This is a genomic window from Stenotrophomonas sp. NPDC077420 (genome assembly GCF_044543385.1).
GTDB lineage: Bacteria > Pseudomonadota > Gammaproteobacteria > Xanthomonadales > Xanthomonadaceae > Stenotrophomonas.
In genome coordinates this window covers 13,360-29,545 of sequence record NZ_JBITVZ010000002.1, presented here as the reverse complement: position 1 = coordinate 29,545, position 16,186 = coordinate 13,360, and the positions used below count along the sequence as shown (strand labels likewise).

The window sequence follows — 16,186 nt, the reverse complement described above, 5'->3', positions numbered from 1 at the left end:
GGTACGGGACTGGGCTGCGGCAGGCGCGAGAGCCTGTAAACCACAAAGAGGGCGCGAAAGTTAACAGGTTGCGCCCGTGTCGTCACCCGGCATGGCCGTACGGTACCCGCGCGGACCCCGTCCGTGCGGACCACCGGTCCCCACCTACCGATGCATTCCATGGCAGGTGCCGACCGTTGGTCGGCACACTCTCACAGGATCCCGGGCAGATCCAGCCCCTTTTCCTTCGCGCACTCGATCGCGATCTCGTACCCCGCATCCGCATGCCGCATCACGCCGGTGGCCGGGTCGTTCCACAGCACGCGCGCGATGCGCTTGGCGGCCGCCTCGGTGCCGTCGCAGACGATCACCATGCCCGCATGCTGCGAGAAGCCCATGCCCACGCCGCCGCCATGGTGCAGTGACACCCAGGTCGCGCCGCTGGCGGTGTTGAGCAGGGCGTTGAGCAGCGGCCAGTCCGAGACCGCATCGGAGCCGTCGGCCATCGCTTCGGTCTCGCGGTTCGGCGAGGCCACGCTGCCGCTGTCCAGATGGTCGCGGCCGATCACCACCGGCGCCTTGAGTTCGCCGTTGGCGACCATCTCATTGAACGCCAGGCCCAGCCGGTCGCGGTCGCCCAGGCCCACCCAGCAGATGCGCGCCGGGAGGCCCTGGAACTTGATCTTCTCCGCCGCCATGTCCAGCCATCGGTGCAGGTGCGGATTGTCCGGAATCAGTTCCTTCACCTTCGCATCGGTCTTGGCGATGTCCTCCGGATCACCGCTCAGCGCGGCCCAGCGGAACGGGCCGATGCCGCGGCAGAACAGCGGGCGGATGTAGGCCGGCACGAACCCGGGGAAGTCGAACGCGTCCTCTACCCCTTCTTCCAGCGCCATCTGGCGCAGGTTGTTGCCGTAATCCACCGTTGGCACCCCCAGCGCGTGGAAGGCCAGCATCGCGCGGATGTGGTTGGCCATCGATTCGCGCGCGGCCTTCTCCACCACCTTCGGCGCGGCGACCCGCTGTTCGTCCCACTGCTCCACGGTCCAACCCTGCGGCAGATACCCGTTGACCGGGTCATGCGCGGAGGTCTGGTCGGTCAGCAGGTCCGGCTTGACCCCGCGCAGCAGCAGTTCGTCCAGCACGTCGGCAACATTGCCGAGCAGGCCCACCGACAGCGGCTTCTTCGCCGTGCACGACTCCTCGATCAGGCGCAGCGCTTCGTCCAGGTTGTCGGTCCAGGTATCCAGGTAGCCGGTGCGCAGGCGCATCTCGATGCTGCTTCTGCGGCACTCCACCGCCAGGCACGAGGCACCGGCCATCACCGCGGCCAGCGGCTGCGCGCCACCCATGCCGCCCAGGCCGCCGGTGAACAGCCACTTGCCAGCCAGGCTGCCGTCGTAGTGCTGGCGGCCCATTTCCACGAAGGTTTCGTAGGTGCCCTGCACGATGCCCTGCGCACCGATATAGATCCAGCTGCCGGCGGTCATCTGGCCGTACATGGCCAGGCCCTTCTTATCCAGTTCGTTGAAGTGGTCCCAGTTGGCCCAGCGCGGCACCAGGTTGGAATTGGCGATCAACACGCGCGGTGCATCGGCATGGGTGCGGAACACGCCCACCGGCTTGCCCGACTGCACCAGCAGGGTCTGGTCGTCTTCCAGGCGGGTGAGGGTCTCGATGATGGCGTCGTAGCTTTCCCAGTCGCGCGCGGCGCGGCCGATGCCGCCGTACACCACCAGCTCCTGGGGGCGCTCGGCCACGTCCGGGTGCAGGTTGTTCATCAGCATGCGCAGCGGCGCTTCGGTGAGCCAGCTCCTGGCGGTGAGCGTGCTGCCGGTGGGGGCGATGATGGTGCGGGTGGAATCGTGACGGCTCATGCAGCACTCCGGGAGTTCGCGAATTCAAGGCAGGCGGTGAGCACCTGCTGCAGCGTGTGGCGCAGCGGTGTCGCGTGGTCGGGGTCGAGCGGGGTGGGCCAGCTGTGCACGTCCACCTGTTCGGGTTCGTGCATGTAGCCGCGGCAGGCCAGTTCCATCTGCAGGCTGTGCACGCCCCCGGGAATGTCGCTGTAGTGACGCGTGATCCAGCCGCCCTTGAAGCGGCCGTTGCGCACGTGCGACAGGCCGCTGATCCGGCACAGGTTTTCGACTACGTCGCTGAGCGTGTTGTCACAGGAGGTATCCGGCGCGCCGGAGGGACCGGCAGTGCCGAGGTTGAACTGCGGCAGCTCGTCGTCGAACAGGTGGGGGATGTGCGAGCGGATCGAATGCGCGTCGTACACCACCACCGTGCCGTGGTGCTGGCGCAGGCGCGCGATCTGCGCGGCCAGCGCCGCGTGGTAGGGCGCGAAGTATGTCTCACGGCGCTGCGCGATGTCGGCGTCATCCGGCTCCCGACCAGGGCGGTACAGCGGCTGGTTGTCGAAGGTGGTGAGCGGGCACAGGCCGGTGGTGTTCTGGCCGGGATACAGCGACACGCCGCTTGGGTCGCGGTTGAGGTCGATCACCGAACGCGAGATCGCCGAGCGCACCGTGGTCGCCCCGAGGCGCTGGGCGAAGTCATACAGCTCATGCACCCACCAGTCGGCATCGCGGCGGGCCAGCCACGGCGACACGAAGTCACCGGCCAGCACATCGGGCAGTTCGGTGCCGGTGTGCGGGAAGCTGACGATCAGCGGCGCATCACCTTCATGCACCTGCAGCCAGTCCGGATGCGCGGTCATGCCAGCGGCTCCACCTGCGGCAGGATGTCGCCCAGCCCTTCGGCCAGCGCGCCGCTGCGCACCAGCGCGGTGGCGGCCAGCATGTCCGGGTGGAAGTAACGGTCGTGCTGCAGGGTCGGCACATGCGCACGCAGGCGCTGGCGCACTGCTTCCAGCGCATCGCTGGAGCGCAGGCCACCGTGGAAGTCGCACCCCTGCGCGGCGGCCAGCAGCTCGATACCTACCACGTTGGCCGCGTTCTCGGCCATCTGCAGCAGGCGGCGTGCGCCATGCGCGGCCATCGAGACGTGGTCTTCCTGGTTGGCCGAGGTGGGAATCGAATCCACGCTGGCCGGGTAGGCGCGCTGCTTGTTTTCCGACACCAGCGCGGCGGCGGTCACCTGCGGAATCATGAAACCGGAGTTCAGGCCCGGCTTCGGGGTGAGGAACGCGGGCAGGCCCGACAGCGCCGGGTCGACCAGCATCGCGGTGCGGCGTTCACTGATCGAACCGATCTCGCACACCGCCATCGCCAGCATGTCGGCGGCGAACGCCACCGGTTCGGCGTGGAAGTTGCCGCCGGACAGCGCTTCGTTGGTATCGGTGAACACCAGCGGATTGTCGGACACGCCATTGGCCTCGATCGACAGCGTGGTGGCGGCCTGGCGCATCACATCAAACGCCGCGCCCATCACCTGCGGCTGGCAGCGCAGGCAGTACGGGTCCTGCACGCGCACGTCGTTGTCGCGATGCGATTCACGGATCGCCGAGCCCTGCATCAACCTGCGCAGTGCCGCAGCGGTGGCGATCTGGCCACGCTGGCCGCGGATCTGGTGGATGCGCGGATCGAACGGGGTGTCCGAGCCCTTGGCCGCTTCCACCGACAGCGCACCGGTGACCAGCGCGGCCTGGAACACGGTGGTGATCTCGAACAGCCCGGCCAGCGCGTAGGCGGTGGAGTACTGGGTGCCGTTGAGCAGGGCCAGCCCTTCCTTGGCGCCCAGGACCAGCGGCGCCAGGCCGAAGCGCGCCAACGCATCGACGGCCGGCAGGCGCTCGCCGCCGACGAAGGCCTCGCCTACGCCGATCATCACGCTGGCCAGGTGCGACAACGGCGCCAGGTCGCCCGAGGCGCCCACCGAGCCCTGGCACGGAATCACCGGCACCAGGTCGTGCTGCAGGAAGGCTTCCAGCAAGGCGAGCGTTTCCGGGCGGATGCCCGAGGCGCCCTGTGCCAGGCTGGTCAGCTTCAGCGCCATCATCAGGCGCACCACCGGCGCGGGCATCGGCTCACCGACGCCGGCGGCGTGCGACAGCACGATATTGCGCTGCAGGGTTTCCAGGTCGTCGCGTTCGATGCGCACGCTGGCCAGCTTGCCGAAGCCGGTGTTGATGCCGTACACCGGCTCGCCCTTGGCCACGATGTCGGCCACCGTCTGCGCGCTGCGGCGCACCGCCTCGGCCGACGCGGGGTCCAGGCGCACGCGTGCACCGTCGAAGATCGCGCGCCAGTGCGCCAGCGTCACCGCGCCGGGCTGCAGGGTCAGGGTCGTACTCATGGAATCTCCAGGCATCTCTATGTTCAGACGGATACGCCGCGCATCACGCGCGCGTGCAGGGGGTTGAAGCCGATGCGGTAGACAAGGTCGGCTGGTGCCTCGATGTCCCACACGGCCAGGTTGCAGTCCAGCCCGACCGCCAGGCGGCCGATCCGCGCCTGCCGACCCAGCGCGCGCGCCGCTTCACGGGTGAAGCCGGCAATGCACTCGTCCACGGTCATGCGGAACAGTGTCGCGGCCATGTTCATGGCCAGCAGCGGGCTGGTCAGCGGCGAGGTGCCGGGGTTGCTGTCGGTGGCCAGTGCCAACGGTACGCCGGCCGCGCGCAGCGCGTCGATCGGGGGCAGGGTGGTGTCGCGGGTGAAATAGAACGCGCCCGGCAGCAGCACCGCCACGGTGCCGGCGGCACGCATCGCAGCAATGCCGTCTGCATCGAGGTGTTCGATGTGGTCGGCCGACAGCGCGCCATGCCGCGCGGCCAACGCAGCGCCGCGCTGGTTGCTGAGCTGCTCGGCGTGGATCTTCACCGCCAGTCCATGCGCCTGCGCGGCCACGAACACCTGCTCGGCCTGCGCGGTGCTGAAGGCGATGTCCTCGCAGAACACATCGACCGCTTCGGCCAGGTCCTGCGCGGCCACCGCCGGAATCATCACGTTGCACACCTCATCGATGTACTCCTGCGCCTGCCGCCCCGGCGGCACCGCGTGTGCACCGAGGAAGGTGGGCACCACCTCGACCGCGCGCTGCCGCGACAGCTCGCGGGCCACGCGCAGCTGCTTGGTTTCATCGTCAAGCGAAAGGCCGTAGCCGGATTTGATTTCCACCGTGGTGAGGCCTTCGGCCAGCATCGCATCCAGCCGCGGCAGGCTGGCCGCCAGCAGCTCCGCTTCGCTGGCGGCACGGGTGGCGCGCACGGTGGAAACGATGCCGCCGCCGGCACGGGCGATGTCGGCATAACTCACCCCCTGCAGGCGCTGCTCGAATTCATTGGCGCGGTTGCCGGCGTACACCAGGTGGGTGTGGCAGTCGACCAGCCCCGGGCTGATCCAGCGTCCGCCGCAGTCCACGCGGCGGTTCGGCTGCAGGTGCGCTTCGGAACCGGCCGGGCCGACGTGCACGATGCGGCCGTCGTGGGCGGCGATCACCCCGTCGCGGATCACGCCAAGGCCAGGGCCGTCAACGGTGATCAGGTGGGCATGGGTCCAGAGGGTGTCACAGTGCATGGCAGCAACCACGGCGGCTTATATGTCTATACAATATAGGCGCCACTTCCGGGATGTCCAGTGATGCCAGCCAACCCCGCTTCCGTCCTCGCTTTCCACGCCGACCATGCCCTGCTGCCGCACGGGTGGGCGCGCGATGTGCGCATCGTCTGCGCCGGCGGCACCCTGCAGTCGGTCACCCCGGGCGTGCCCGCGCAGCCCGGCGACACCGCGCTGGCCATCGCGCTGCCCGGGCTGGGCAACCTGCACAGCCACGCCTTCCAGCGCGGCATGGCCGGGTTGACTGAAATCGGCGGGCGCAGCGGCGACAGCTTCTGGAGCTGGCGCGACCTGATGTACCGCTTCCTGGCGCACCTGCAGCCCGAAGCGGTGCAGGCGATCGCCGAGCAGGCCTACGTGGAAATGCTGGAATCGGGGTTCACCCGCGTCGGTGAGTTCCATTACCTGCACCACGCCGCGGATGGCCGCCCGTATGCCGACCGTGCCGAGATGGCCGCGCGCATCGCAGCGGCGGCGCAGGGCAGCGGCATCGGCCTGACCCTGTTGCCGGTGTTCTACGCGCATGCCGACTTCGGCGGCGCGCCCCCCAACCCGGCGCAACGTCGCCTGCTGCACGACGTGGACGGGTTTGCCGCGCTGCTTGATGGCTGCCGCCATGCCCTTCGTGGGCAGGACGATGCGGTGCTGGGCATCGCCCCGCACAGCCTGCGCGCGGTCACCGGCGACGAGCTGGCCGCCCTGCTGCCGCTCACCACCGGACCGGTGCACATCCATATCGCCGAACAGACCCGCGAAGTCGACGCGTGCGTGGCCTGGAGCGGGCTGCGCCCGGTGCGCTGGCTGTACGAACACGCCGCGGTGGACGCGCGCTGGTGCCTGGTCCACGCCACCCACGTGGACGACGACGAAGTGCAGCGCATGCTGGCCAGCCACGCCGTGGTCGGCCTGTGCCCGATCACCGAAGCCAATCTGGGCGACGGCCTGTTTCCGATGCAGGCCTTCGCGCGCGGCGGCGGCCGCTTCGGCGTGGGCTCGGATTCCAACGTGCTGATCGACGCCGCCGAGGAGCTGCGCCTGCTCGAATACGGCCAGCGCCTGCAGCTGCGCGGGCGCAACGTGCTGTCGCCGCAGGAAGGGGTATCCAGCGGACGCTGGCTGTTCGAACGGTCGCTGCACGGTGCGGCGCAGGCGCTGGGGGTGGGGTGTGGCCTGCAACCCGGCGCGCCCGCCGATGTAGTCGAACTGGATCCGCAGCACCCGGCGTTGATCGCCCGTGACGGCGACGCCTGGCTTGACAGCTGGGTGTTCGCCGCCCGTAATGGCGCCGTTCGATCGGTCTGGCGCGGCGGACGCGAGCTGGTCCGGCACGGTCGCCACCTGCAGCGCGACGCCGTGGCAGCACGTTTTGCCGAAGCCCTGCGTGGCGTGTTGAGGAGTTCCGAGTGACGGGCAAGAAAGCCGAAACCCTCAACCAGCGCATCCGTGCCGATCTGGAAAACCGCATCCTCAGTGGAGAATGGGCACCGGGTTTCCGCATTCCGTACGAACACGAGCTGATGGAGCGCTACGGCTGCTCGCGGATGACGGTCAACAAGGTGCTTACCGCGCTGGCCGAGAGCGGCATGATCGAGCGACGCCGGCGCGCCGGTTCGTTCGTGGCCCGTCAGCCCCCGCACCTGGAGCAGGTGGCGCTGGAAATCCCGGATATCGCGATGGCGGTGGGCGCGCGCGGCCACGTCTACGGTTACCAGCTGCTGGAGCGGGCCTATCGGGCCCCGAACCCGGCCGCTGCCGAGGAAGTGGCGTTGGCCGGCGAGCAGAAGCTGCTGGCGATCCGCTGCCTGCACCGTGCCGATGGTCGACCCTTTGCGTTGGAACACCGGCTGATCAGCCCGGTAGGTGTGCCCGAGGTGCTGGACGTGGATTTCACTACCACCGCACCGGGCAGCTGGCTGCTGCAGAACGTGTCGTGGACCCGTGCCCAGCACCGCATCAGTGCCTGGGGCGCCGATGCCGCCGCTGCCGCCCTGCTGGACGTGAAGCCCGGCACCGCCTGCCTGGTCATCGACCGGCTTACCTGGCGCGGCGAGCAGCCCATCACCTGCGTGCGCCAGATGTTCCTGGGTGATGCCTGGGACCTGGTGGCGAAGTTCGCGCCCGGCGCCCGGTAGGGCCAGGCGCTGCCCGGCAACGCATTTACGACGTGGCGCACTGCCGCCAGCGCACCGGCTCGTCGGTGCCCAGGCGCGGGTTGAGCTGGATGCGCACCGTGCGCAGCGCGGGGTAGCGTTTGACCTGATGACAGATCTGCGGCCAGATCGCATCGATGTCGGCCGACCGGTTCACTGCCAGGGTCTGCCGGGTCTGCCAAAAGGCATTAAGCACGCCGCTCTGCTGGCCGAGCAGGGCCGCCAGTTCGCGCTGGTAGCGTGCCAGGGTTTCCGCGTCCGGGTCCGCGACGGGGCCCAGGATGTTGTCCGGGTCGTTGCGGTGCGGCGCGGGTGCGGGCGTTACGGCCGGGGCCGCCGCGTGGGCCGTCGGGGCCTGCGCTGCCGGTGCGGGTGACGCCACCGGCGAGGGGGCCGGTGACGGGGCCGCCACCGGCGGCGCAGCGGTCGGGGCCGCACCGCTGGGCGACTGCTCCAGGCGCGTGGTCAGGTAGCCCATGCCCACGATCAGGCCCAGCGTCAGCGAGCCGAGCGCCGCAATCGAGATGCGACGCAGCGCTTCGCGCCGGGCTTCGTGCTTGACCCGGCTTTCCACGTCGCCCGGCAGGTAGGGCTGCAGCATCGGCCACAGGACCGTGCCGTCCAGCACGTCCACGCTCTGCTTCTCGGCCGCGGCGCGACCATCGCGCTCGACCCGGCCTTCGGTGATGAGAATGCCGCCGCGGGCGCCGGCCAGGCGCGCCGCTGCGCCCAGCTCGTTCACCGCCGCAGTGCCGATCCGGTAGGCCCGACCATGCTTGCACGAGACCAGGTAGCGCTGGTGCCGCGCGTCCTGCATCAGGAAGTCGCTGCTCGGCTCGCGGCTGTCATCGGCCTCGCCGGTGATGTCCTGCAGGTCGCGCTGCTCGTGCAGGGCGCGCCGGACGATGCCGGAGAAATCGCGCCAGTGCATGCCGGCCAAGGCATTCAGCCCCAGCCGCGTCTCCTTGCGCCGGCGTTTCACCAGCCAGAAGTACGCAGCAGCAAGGGACCAGACGACAAGCGCCAGCAGGAGAGCCAGAATCCAGGAGAACATGGGACCTAGAAATGAACACGGGGGTACAGACGACAGTCTATATGCGCCCGTGGCTGTCTGTGCGATGTCGTTTCCGACAAAAAGTGGCGTCCGTCGCGAACCCTTCGGACGAACGTCTCACTTTCGAGCGGCGGGGCGCGGACACGAAAAACCCGCCAATCCGTAGCCGTGAGGGGAGGGAACAAACGGCAATGACGGGATTGGCGGGTCGGCTTCGATTGTCAACAAAGACGTGCTGCTTTGCAACAATCGAGGGTCAGGCGTCCGAGCTGGGCGACTGATGGGTGCCGGGCAGGGGGTCGGCGTTGGGCGAGGCGTTGCGCGCTTCGGCACGGTTGAGCCGGGTGGTCAGCGCTTCGATCCGGGCATTGAGCGCGGCGACGTCCTCAGCGGTAGGAATGTTGAGGCGCTTGAGCACGCCCTGGACGCGATCATCGAAGGCCTTCTCCACCTTGTCCCAGGTGCCGGCGGCTTTTTCGCGGGCCTCACCCAGGTGCTCTTCCACGTTGTCGCGCCAGCGCGGGGTGTCGCCGGCCTGCTCGCGGTTGCGCGCGTCCACCGACTCGCCCTCCTTGACCAGGTCGTCGAACACGCGGCTGCCTTCGGCCTGGGCGCGTGCGAACACGCCAAGGCCGGCCAGCCATATCTGCTGCGCCGAGTCGGTCAGCTTGCGCGAAAAGCGCTCGGCCTGGTCCTGCAGCGAGGGCTTCTCGCCGGTGCGGTCATCGTAGTCGTCGTGTACGTTCATGGGGCGATCCTGTGAGTGGCCACCCCCCGATCCTACCCAGCCGCCCGATGGCACGGCGTGATGGCCCGGCCGCACCGCACCGTGGGTTCAGCCAAGCTTCTCGCGCAGCACGCGCTGGATTTCGCCCTCGACTGTGCTCTGCATCAAGGAGGCGGGGAAGGACAGGTTGGCCGTGACGTGCACCTGGCCCGGGAGCAGCGCGATCAGTCCCTTCACCCCGGCCCCGCTGAAATTGAGGGCGTCATCCACCCATTCGGTCTTCAGCGGGAACTTCCTGTCGAGCTTGACCACCATGTCCTCGATCACGCTGCGGGCCACGTCGGCGCTGTGGGTGTGGTCGTGGCGGATATCGATGCTGGACATGCGGGCTCCTGGCGGGCGGCAGTGGAAGGGGGCGTGCATTGTGCGCATCCGCAGACAGATCTCCAAGCAGTGCGTCACACTTCTATCTTCCAAGACTGCCAACCTGATAGGCTGCGCCGCGTGCAGAACCTGCTTGTTCACTTCACTCACCGCCAACACCCCGACCAGCCCTTGAAGCCGGGGGTGCAGCGGATCGTGCGCCATGCCTCGGGTGGCGTGCGGCTCGGCGGCGAGGCGGTCGGTACCCTGCTGCTGGCGCAGTTCTGCCTGGACGACCGCGGCCTGTGGCTGCAGGTGGCTGCCGGCATGCGCGGCATCCACGTCAACGGCCGCCCCGTGCGCCGCATGGCCCTGCTGCGCCCCGGCGACGCGGTCTATGCGGACGGCGTGGAAATGGTGGTACAGGGCGGATGCGACGCGCTCAGCCACGCCCCGGCGCGCAGTGACGACAGCGGTGAAGACCAGCGCCTGCTGCGCGGCGTGGGCGGCCAGCACCATGGGCGGAGTTTCACCCTGGACCGTCCCCGGGTGATCGGGCGCGGGGCCGAATCGGACATCGTGATCGACGATCCTGCCTTCGCCGAGCAGCATGCGCGGATCGAGCGGCATGGCGAGCGCCTGCTGCTGCGCGACCTGGGCGCGGGCGAGTCCACGCGGGTCAACGGCGTCAGCGTGCGGCACTGCTGGCTGCAGCCGGGCGACCAGCTGGTGTTCGATGCCCAGCACCGGTTCGTGCTGGAGGTGCCGCAGGACGGGCGCAAGCGCGTGGCCAGCGACGAAGAGGACGAGCTGCTGGCCCTGCCCAGCGCGGTGGACGTGCCGGCCAAGCCTGCGCGGGTCAGCCGCTGGCCGTGGCTGCTGGGCAGCGCCCTGTTGCTGGCCGGCCTGCTCAGCCTGCTGCTCTGGTTCGGCGCGCGCTGATCGCGTAGCCCGACCAACGGTCGGGCGCTACCGGGGTTCGGTGGGCGCCGATCATTGGGTCCTGCGCGGCAGCCGGTAGCACACGACCGTTGGTCGTGTGGCGGCGCCGATAGATTCAAACGCAACCAAATTCGCCTTGCGCTGCAAGGCCTAAAGGCTGGTGCGCTGCGGCATACTAGGGGTCTTGCCCCATAGGTGTGACATGACGCGCGCGTTCAATTTCAGTGCCGGCCCTGCAACCCTGCCGGAATCGGTCCTGCGCCAGGCGCAGGAAGAGATGTTGGAATGGAACGGCGCGGGCGCCTCCATTGTCGAAATGAGCCACCGCGGACCGGAGTTCATGGCCGTCGCCGCCGAAGCCGAGGCCGACCTCCGCCGCCTGATCGGCATTCCCGACGATTACGCGGTGATGTTCCTGGCCGGCGGCGCGACCACCCAGCAGGCCCTGCTCGCGCTGAACTTCGCCAGCCCCGGCCAGACGGTGGATTACGTCCTCACCGGCCACTGGGGCAAGACCGCGATCAAGCAGGTCAGCCCCTATGTCCGGGTCAATGTCGCCGCCAGCAGCGAAGCCACCGGGTTCCACGACATCCCGCCACGCGACCAGTGGCAGGTGTCGGCCGATGCGGCCTACGTCCACATCACCGCCAACGAAACCATCCATGGCGTCGAGTTCCGTGATACGCCGGACGTCGGCAGCGTACCGCTGTTTGCCGATTTCAGCTCCTCCATCGCCAGCGAACCGCTGGACGCCTCGCGCTATGGCCTGATCTACGCCGGCGCGCAGAAAAACCTCGGCCCGGTCGGCGTCTCGGTGGTGATCGTGCGCCGCGACCTGCTCGAACGCAGCGGCCAGCCGCGCGCGGACATCTTCGACTACCGCTCGCACGTCGCCCGCGATTCCATGCTCAACACCCCGCCGACCTGGAACTGGTACCTGGCCGGCCTGGTGTTCAAGTGGATGCTGGCCGAAGGCGGCGTGCAGGAATTCGCGCGCCGCAATGCCGCCAAGTCGGCGCTGGTCTACGGCGCCATCGATGCCTCCGGCGGTTTTTACCGCAACGACGTCGTGCCGGCGGCCCGCTCGCGCATGAACATCCCGTTCTTCCTGTCCGACGAGACGCTTACCGCGCGTTTCGTCAGTGAATCCAAGGCGGCCGGCCTGCTGGCGCTGAAGGGTCACAAGGCCGTCGGCGGCATCCGTGCCTCGCTGTACAACGCGCTGCCGGTGGAGGGCGCGCAGGCGCTCACCGCCTTCATGCGCGATTTCCAGCAGCGCAACGGCTGACGCTCCCGACTTTACCGGGGCGCCCGGCGCCCCACTGCAACTGGAACTCCTGATGGCCACCAAACCCGCCAAGCCCAAGGCATCCACCGCCAAGCCCGCCGCGGCCAAGACCGTACCGGCCGCCGCCAAGCCGTCCAAGGCGGCTGCCGTGCCTCCCGTTGCCGCACCGGTGCTGTCTGACGTGCGCGCCAAGATCGACCATATCGACCGCAGCATCCAGGCGCTGATCGCCGAGCGCGCGCAGTTCGCCCACCAGGTCGGCAAGGCCAAGGGCAAGCTCGCCGCTGCGGTGGATTACTACCGCCCCGAACGCGAAGCGCAGGTCCTGCGCATGGTGGTGGACCGCAACGAGGGCCCGCTCAGCGATGAAGTGCTGGTCCACGTGTTCCGCGAAATCATGTCGGCCTGCCTGGCCCAGCAGGAGCCGCTGAAGATCGGCTACCTTGGTCCGGAAGGCACCTTCAGCCAGCAGGCCGTGCTCAAGCACTTCGGCCGCTCGGCGCTGGGCCTGCCGCTGGCCAGCATCGAGGAAGTGTTCCAGGAAGTGGAAGCGGGCAACGCCGACTTCGGCGTGGTGCCGGTGGAAAACTCGGGGCAGGGCACCATCCAGATCACTCTGGACATGTTCCTCACCTCCAACCTGAAGATCTGTGGCGAAGTCGAACTGCGCGTGCAGCAGTACCTGATGTCGCGCAGCGGACGGCTGGAAGATGTGGAGCGCGTGTACGGCCACCCGCAGTCGTTCATGCAGACCTCCTCCTGGCTGCGCGCCAACCTGCCCAAGGCCGAGAAGGTGCCGGTGTCCAGCAACGCTGAAGGTGCGCGCCGTGCGCGCAATGCCGACGATGCCGCGGCCATTGGCGGTGAGAGCGCTGGCCATGTGTATGGACTGAAGAAGGTGGTGACCAAGCCGATCCAGAACGACGCCGACAACACCACGCGCTTCCTCGTGGTAGGCCGCCAGTTCTTCCCGAGCTCCGGGCACGACCGCACCTCGGTGCTGGTGTTCATCCACGACAAGCCCGGTGCGCTGTTCGACGTGCTCAGTCCGTTCGCGCGGCACGGCATCAGCATGAACCGGATCGAATCGCGCCCCTCGCACAACGCGAAGTGGGAGTACGGGTTCTTCATCGACCTGGCCGGCCATATCGACGACGAGGCGATGCAGGCCGCGCTGGCCGAACTGAAGGCGCACTCGGCGCAGATCAAGGTGCTGGGTTCCTACCCGGTCGCCGTGCCCTGACCCCTCGGCGCGGCCGCGCCGACTACCGCCTTTCCGCACCATTGCCGCACGCTTGCGGCCCCCAAGGATCCACCGAATGACCGCTTCCGCTTCCTGGACCGCCCGCAAGGGCCAGCCGCTGCAGGGCAGCCTGACCATTCCCGGCGACAAATCCGTCTCGCACCGCGCGGTGATGTTCGCAGCGCTCGCAGACGGCGTGTCGCGCATCGACGGCTTCCTGGAAGGCGAAGACACCCGCGCCACCGCCGCGATCTTCTCGCAGATGGGCGTCCGCATTGAAACGCCGTCACCGTCGCAGCGCATCGTGCATGGCGTCGGCGTGGATGGCCTGCAGGCGCCGGCCGCGCCGCTGGACTGCGGCAATGCCGGCACCGGCATGCGCCTGCTCGCGGGCCTGCTCGCCGCGCAGCCGTTCGATTCGGTGATGGTGGGCGATGAATCGCTGTCGCGCCGCCCGATGCGACGCGTAACGGGTCCGCTGGCGCAGATGGGTGCGAAGATCGACACCGAGGCCGATGGCACCCCACCGCTGCGCGTGCAGGGCGGCCAGTCGCTGCACGGGATCGATTTCACCTCGCCCGTGGCCAGCGCCCAGGTCAAATCGGCGGTGCTGCTGGCCGGCCTGTACGCCCAGGGCGAAACGACTGTCACCGAACCGCACCCGACCCGCGACTACAGCGAGCGCATGCTGCGCGCCTTCGGCGTGGACATCGACTTCTCGCCCGGCAAGGCCCGCCTGCGCGGCGGCCAGCGCCTGCGCGCCACCGACATCGCCGTGCCGGCCGACTTCTCCTCGGCGGCCTTCTTCCTCGTCGCCGCCAGTGTCATTCCCGGCTCGGCGCTCACCCTGCGCCAGGTCGGCCTCAACCCGCGTCGCACCGGCCTGCTGGCCGCGCTGCGCCTGATGGGCGCGGATATCCGCGAAGAGAACCATGCAGAGCAGGGCGGGGAAGCGGTTGCCGACCTCGTGGTGCGCCATGCACCGTTGCGCGGCGTGGAGATTCCCGAAGCGCTGGTGCCGGACATGATCGACGAGTTCCCCGCCCTGTTCGTTGCCGCTGCCGCTGCACAGGGCAACACGGTGGTGCGCGGTGCCGCCGAGTTGCGGGTCAAGGAATCCGATCGCCTCGCCGCCATGGCCACCGGCCTGCGCAGCCTGGGTGTGCAGGTCGATGAAACCGAGGACGGCGCGACCATCCACGGCGGCACCGAACTGGGCAGCGGTACCATCGAAAGCCACGGCGACCACCGCATCGCCATGGCCTTCGCCATCGCCGGCCAGCTCAGCAGCGGCGAGGTCCGGATCAACGACATCGCCAACGTCGCCACCTCGTTCCCCAACTTCGACGGCCTGGCCACGGGCGCAGGCTTCAGCCTGTCCTGACTAGAACGGGAGGCCCGACCACGCGCCTTCGACACCCACAAAAAAGGAGCCGACCTTTCGGTCGGCTCCCCGGCTCCCCCGCCGTTTTCGCTTTTACCGCTCGGTACGGAAATCCACCGGCACCCGCACCACGCTGGCCACCGCGCGGCCATTGTGCATCGCCGGTTCGAACTTCCAGTCGCGCACGGTGCTCAGCACCGCACGATCAAGATCACGGTCCCGCCCACCACTGCGCTGCACGATGTCGGCATTGGTGACCTGGCCACGCGTGTCGACATTGAGGCTGGCCACCACGCTGCCTTCCACGCCACTGCGCAGGGCCGAGCGCGGATACACCGGCTTGGCATTGCTGCTCAGTGGGCGTGCCTCACGATCACGGACCGCCGGCGCTGCACGGCGCTGCGTCGTCGCAGGCGCAGCCGGGCGCGTGGCCGGCGCGGGACGGGTTGCGACCGGGGTTTCCGTCGCGGGCAGCATGCGCTCGCCGACCGGCGCACTCGCCGTCTCATCCGGGTTGGCGTAGCGCAGCCACACCAGCGCGGCGGCAAACATGGCCACGATGAGGGCGATCCACAGCAGCGGCGACGCGCGCCGACGGCCGCGGTCGTCGATCACATCACGCTGCTGCTGCGGCGAAGCCGGAATTTCATGGGTATGGGTAACACTCATGGCGGACTCCTGGTGTCGAGTTGACATCCGCAGTGTTGCCCGCCCCGCGTTGCAGGTGTGTCACCGGTGCGTCAACGGCGCGCCTGCATGGCCACAGTGGTTCAGCATGATGAGTCGTACCTTTACGCGAGGCTGACGCTACGATGACCTCTGCAGCCGGTACCCACCAACGGTGGGTACCTACCTGGCCTTGAAGTCGAACGGTACTTCGATGCTGCCGACCACGGCCTGGCCGTTGCTCTGCGCCGGCAGGAAACGCCAGCGGCGCACCGCATCGGTGGCGGCGCGGTCAAGGTCGCGCGAACCGCTGCGCTGCACGATCGTCACGTTGAACGGCACGCCGGTGGCATCCACCTCCACGCGCACCACCACGCTGCCCTCCACGCCATTGCGCAGGGCGGCAGGCGGGTAGGACGGCGGCGGCGACTGATCGGCAATCGGCTGCGGTCGGTCGCTGGAGGACATCGCCGCGGGCGCCGCTTCCGCCACCGGTGCCGCAGCGGCGGCGGGCGGCGGGGGTGGGGCGGTTTCCACCAGCTGCGGCTGCTCGTCCACCGGCAGCGGCCGGGCATCGGGCATGTCACTGGAGCCGGCGGCGGCGGGCAGGGGTTCCGGCAGCGGCTCCACCTCGGCCACCTGCTGCGGGGTCTGGGCCGGCCCGGCCTTGTAGAAGTCGTTGTTGCGCGTGCTCAACCACACCACCAGGAACAGCAGCACGCCCACGCCGAAGGCGATTCCGGCGATCAGGAGGCTGCGCCGGGGCAGCTGGAGGGTGATGTTCTTGCCAGAGGAGGAACGGGAAGCGGACATGAGCCATACCATGGTGAACCCCCCGGATTCTGCCACGCCGGGAATGAACCGCGCG

15 protein-coding genes are annotated in these 16,186 nt (G+C 68.9%); 6 read left to right on the top strand and 9 right to left on the bottom strand.

The window, feature by feature from the left end; all coding sequences use genetic code 11:
• Nucleotides 1–191: 191 nt before the first annotated feature.
• The 4 genes from hutU to hutI are packed head-to-tail and all read right to left on the bottom strand — an operon-like array spanning nucleotide 192 to nucleotide 5,462.
• The gene (gene hutU, locus ACIGII_RS02190) at nucleotides 192–1,856 is read right to left on the bottom strand and encodes a urocanate hydratase (protein WP_399634743.1); all 1,665 of its coding nucleotides are present in this window, start codon (nucleotides 1,854–1,856) and stop codon (nucleotides 192–194) included.
• Nucleotides 1,853–2,701: an N-formylglutamate deformylase gene (hutG, locus tag ACIGII_RS02185; RefSeq protein ID WP_399634741.1), complete on the bottom strand. Its 849-nt coding sequence runs from the start codon at nucleotides 2,699–2,701 to the stop codon at nucleotides 1,853–1,855. The genes hutU and hutG overlap by 4 nt, the downstream gene beginning before the upstream one ends.
• Nucleotides 2,698–4,239: a histidine ammonia-lyase gene (gene hutH / locus ACIGII_RS02180; protein ID WP_399634739.1), complete on the bottom strand. Its 1,542-nt coding sequence runs from the start codon at nucleotides 4,237–4,239 to the stop codon at nucleotides 2,698–2,700. Before hutH ends, hutG begins: the two co-directional genes overlap by 4 nt.
• A gap of 23 nt (nucleotides 4,240–4,262) precedes the next feature.
• Complete coding sequence (gene hutI / locus ACIGII_RS02175; protein WP_399634738.1) at nucleotides 4,263–5,462, bottom strand: imidazolonepropionase; 1,200 nt, start codon at nucleotides 5,460–5,462, stop codon at nucleotides 4,263–4,265.
• Nucleotides 5,463–5,525: 63 nt separating this feature from the next.
• Here hutI and ACIGII_RS02170 point away from each other — a divergent pair, with 63 nt between their 5' ends.
• Together ACIGII_RS02170 and hutC are read left to right on the top strand one after the other, a co-directional pair.
• The gene (locus ACIGII_RS02170) at nucleotides 5,526–6,908 is read left to right on the top strand and encodes a formimidoylglutamate deiminase (protein ID WP_399634736.1); all 1,383 of its coding nucleotides are present in this window, start codon (nucleotides 5,526–5,528) and stop codon (nucleotides 6,906–6,908) included.
• A complete protein-coding gene (gene hutC / locus ACIGII_RS02165) occupies nucleotides 6,905–7,633 on the top strand; it encodes a histidine utilization repressor (RefSeq protein WP_399634734.1) in 729 nt (242 codons plus the stop codon). The genes ACIGII_RS02170 and hutC overlap by 4 nt, the downstream gene beginning before the upstream one ends.
• 25 nt (nucleotides 7,634–7,658) lie before the next feature.
• On the opposite strand, the gene ACIGII_RS02160 is transcribed toward hutC, so the two are convergent.
• From ACIGII_RS02160 to ACIGII_RS02150, 3 genes are all read right to left on the bottom strand, one after another.
• Entirely contained in the window at nucleotides 7,659–8,705 is a 1,047-nt protein-coding gene (locus ACIGII_RS02160; RefSeq protein ID WP_399634733.1) for a restriction endonuclease, read from the bottom strand.
• Between the two features lie 256 nt (nucleotides 8,706–8,961).
• Entirely contained in the window at nucleotides 8,962–9,453 is a 492-nt protein-coding gene (locus ACIGII_RS02155; RefSeq protein WP_399634732.1) for a phasin family protein, read from the bottom strand.
• Nucleotides 9,454–9,540: 87 nt separating this feature from the next.
• On the bottom strand, nucleotides 9,541–9,816 hold the full coding sequence (locus tag ACIGII_RS02150; protein ID WP_399634731.1) for a polyhydroxyalkanoic acid system family protein: 276 nt from the start codon (nucleotides 9,814–9,816) through the stop codon (nucleotides 9,541–9,543).
• Between the two features lie 120 nt (nucleotides 9,817–9,936).
• Here ACIGII_RS02150 and ACIGII_RS02145 point away from each other — a divergent pair, with 120 nt between their 5' ends.
• The 4 genes from ACIGII_RS02145 to aroA all read left to right on the top strand — a co-directional run bounded on the left by ACIGII_RS02145 (nucleotide 9,937) and on the right by aroA (nucleotide 14,652).
• Nucleotides 9,937–10,737, top strand: a complete 801-nt coding sequence (locus tag ACIGII_RS02145) for an FHA domain-containing protein (RefSeq protein ID WP_399634730.1) — start codon at nucleotides 9,937–9,939, stop codon at nucleotides 10,735–10,737.
• Nucleotides 10,738–10,939: 202 nt separating this feature from the next.
• Entirely contained in the window at nucleotides 10,940–12,025 is a 1,086-nt protein-coding gene (gene serC / locus ACIGII_RS02140; protein ID WP_399634729.1) for a 3-phosphoserine/phosphohydroxythreonine transaminase, read from the top strand.
• 52 nt (nucleotides 12,026–12,077) lie between these two features.
• Entirely contained in the window at nucleotides 12,078–13,268 is a 1,191-nt protein-coding gene (gene pheA / locus ACIGII_RS02135; RefSeq protein ID WP_399634727.1) for a prephenate dehydratase, read from the top strand.
• Nucleotides 13,269–13,344: 76 nt separating this feature from the next.
• Nucleotides 13,345–14,652 carry a 3-phosphoshikimate 1-carboxyvinyltransferase gene (aroA, locus tag ACIGII_RS02130; protein WP_399634725.1) on the top strand — a complete coding sequence of 436 codons (1,308 nt, stop codon included), beginning with the start codon at nucleotides 13,345–13,347 and terminating at the stop codon, nucleotides 14,650–14,652.
• 93 nt (nucleotides 14,653–14,745) lie between these two features.
• On the opposite strand, the gene ACIGII_RS02125 is transcribed toward aroA, so the two are convergent.
• On the bottom strand, nucleotides 14,746–15,321 hold the full coding sequence (locus ACIGII_RS02125; protein ID WP_399634724.1) for an energy transducer TonB: 576 nt from the start codon (nucleotides 15,319–15,321) through the stop codon (nucleotides 14,746–14,748).
• Between the two features lie 180 nt (nucleotides 15,322–15,501).
• The gene (locus ACIGII_RS02120) at nucleotides 15,502–16,131 is read right to left on the bottom strand and encodes an energy transducer TonB (protein ID WP_399634722.1); all 630 of its coding nucleotides are present in this window, start codon (nucleotides 16,129–16,131) and stop codon (nucleotides 15,502–15,504) included.
• Nucleotides 16,132–16,186 lie beyond the last annotated feature (55 nt).

Bases quoted from the DNA above. Each gene is read 5' to 3' on its own strand.
- hutU (WP_399634743.1), bottom strand. From the start codon at position 1,856: ATGAGCCGTCACGATTCCACCCGCACCATCATCGCCCCCACCGGCAGC.
- hutG (WP_399634741.1), bottom strand. From the start codon at position 2,701: ATGACCGCGCATCCGGACTGGCTGCAGGTGCATGAAGGTGATGCGCCG.
- hutH (WP_399634739.1), bottom strand. From the start codon at position 4,239: ATGAGTACGACCCTGACCCTGCAGCCCGGCGCGGTGACGCTGGCGCAC.
- hutI (WP_399634738.1), bottom strand. From the start codon at position 5,462: ATGCACTGTGACACCCTCTGGACCCATGCCCACCTGATCACCGTTGAC.
- ACIGII_RS02170 (WP_399634736.1), top strand. From the start codon at position 5,526: ATGCCAGCCAACCCCGCTTCCGTCCTCGCTTTCCACGCCGACCATGCC.
- ACIGII_RS02160 (WP_399634733.1), bottom strand. From the start codon at position 8,705: ATGTTCTCCTGGATTCTGGCTCTCCTGCTGGCGCTTGTCGTCTGGTCC.
- ACIGII_RS02155 (WP_399634732.1), bottom strand. From the start codon at position 9,453: ATGAACGTACACGACGACTACGATGACCGCACCGGCGAGAAGCCCTCG.
- ACIGII_RS02150 (WP_399634731.1), bottom strand. From the start codon at position 9,816: ATGTCCAGCATCGATATCCGCCACGACCACACCCACAGCGCCGACGTG.
- serC (WP_399634729.1), top strand. From the start codon at position 10,940: ATGACGCGCGCGTTCAATTTCAGTGCCGGCCCTGCAACCCTGCCGGAA.
- pheA (WP_399634727.1), top strand. From the start codon at position 12,078: ATGGCCACCAAACCCGCCAAGCCCAAGGCATCCACCGCCAAGCCCGCC.
- aroA (WP_399634725.1), top strand. From the start codon at position 13,345: ATGACCGCTTCCGCTTCCTGGACCGCCCGCAAGGGCCAGCCGCTGCAG.
- ACIGII_RS02125 (WP_399634724.1), bottom strand. From the start codon at position 15,321: ATGAGTGTTACCCATACCCATGAAATTCCGGCTTCGCCGCAGCAGCAG.
- ACIGII_RS02120 (WP_399634722.1), bottom strand. From the start codon at position 16,131: ATGTCCGCTTCCCGTTCCTCCTCTGGCAAGAACATCACCCTCCAGCTG.